Origin of the sequence: Salinispora cortesiana (genome assembly GCF_000484695.1) — a bacterium.
Lineage (GTDB): Bacteria > Actinomycetota > Actinomycetes > Mycobacteriales > Micromonosporaceae > Micromonospora > Micromonospora cortesiana.
Genome location: NZ_AXVR01000177.1, coordinates 1 through 1,431 on the forward strand (window position 1 = coordinate 1; position 1,431 = coordinate 1,431).

At 68.4% G+C, this 1,431-nt stretch carries 1 protein-coding gene; it reads left to right on the forward strand.

What is annotated here, in order from left to right; genetic code table 11:
* Positions 1-168 precede the first annotated feature (168 nt).
* On the forward strand, positions 169-1,410 hold the full coding sequence (locus K228_RS0124970; RefSeq protein WP_025620794.1) for an IS701 family transposase: 1,242 nt from the start codon (positions 169-171) through the stop codon (positions 1,408-1,410).
* The last annotated feature ends 21 nt before the right edge of the window (positions 1,411-1,431 follow it).

Sequence of the window (1,431 nt, forward strand, 5' to 3'; positions counted from 1 at the left end):
TACTCCAGCCGGGGTTGTTGACCTTGACTGAGCTGCGGTTTGATGCGACGCGGGAACGAGGGCAGCCACCGCCGATCATGGACGGTTGTGTGGACTGACCATGATGCAGCGGTGGCTGCCGGATACAGGGTAGACGCCCAGCGGTGGCGGGTGTTGTTCGACGACTTGATGCTGACGGTCGGGCAGCGTTTCCGTAGGCCGGAGCCTCGCCGTCGGGTGCGTGACTTTGTCCGGGGCTTGCTGGCGCCGTTGCCGCGGAAGAACTGCTGGACGATCGCGGAGCATGCCGGTGACACGGGTCCGGACGGGATGCAGGACCTGCTGACCCGGGTGAGGTGGGACGATGCGCAGGTGCGGGCCGATGTCCGCGCCTTCGTCGGCCACCACCTCGGTGATGCCGAGGCTGTGCTGGTCATCGACGAGACGGGCGATCTGAAGAAGGGCCGGCACACCGTCGGCGTCCAGCGGCAGTACTCAGGGACCGCCGGGAAGATTGAGAACTGTCAGGTCGCCGTGCACCTCGTCTACGCCACCGACGCTCGTCACGCGATGCTCGACACGGCGCTGTACCTGCCCAAGTCCTGGTGCGACGACGCCGAGCGCCGTACCGAGGCTGGTGTCCCTGAGCAGGTGCGGTTCGCGACCAAGCCGCAGCTGGCATCTCGGATGATTGCCGCAGCGGTCACCGCCGGGCTGCCGTGCCGATGGGTAGCCGGCGACGAGGCCTACGGCAACGATCCGCGCCTGAGCGCACGGCTTCGTCAGTTGCGACTGGGCTACGTCCTGGCCGTGGCCTGTTCGCATCAGGTGATCACCGGGCTTGGCGTCTCCCGCGTTGACGCCCTCGCCGCCGGTCTTCCTGCCACCGCCTGGCAGCGGGTATCCGCGGGTCGAGGCGCGAAGGGACACCGCTACTACGACTGGTCCTTCACGGCACTGCCGCACGCCGTCGACACCCACGGCGGGCACCACTGGCTGCTGATCCGCCGCAACCGCAGCACCGGTGAGCTGGCGTTCTACCGCTGCTGGTCACCCCAACCGGTTCCGCTGCACCACCTGGTGGCCGTCGCCGGCAGGCGGTGGAGCATCGAGGAGGCGTTCCAGGCCACCAAGACGGGCCTCGGCCTGGACCAGCACCAGAACCGCCGCTGGACGTCCTGGCACCGCTGGACCACCCTGGCGATCCTCGCCCACGCCTTCCTCGCCGCCGCGACCACGCACCGCAGCCGCCCCGACCCGGCCGGGCTGATCGCGCTGACCGTCAACGAACTACGCCACCTGTTCAACACCCTGATCATCGAACCCGGCCGCCGCCGCTACGACCCACTGCTCTGGTCCGTACGCCGACGCCGTCACCAAGCACGAGCCACGACCAGCCACTACGCCCGACAAGCCCTCACCGAACCGTGATCACAATCCCCGGCTGGAGTA

Bases quoted from the DNA above. Each gene is read 5' to 3' on its own strand.
- K228_RS0124970 (WP_025620794.1), top strand. From the start codon at position 169: ATGCTGACGGTCGGGCAGCGTTTCCGTAGGCCGGAGCCTCGCCGTCGG.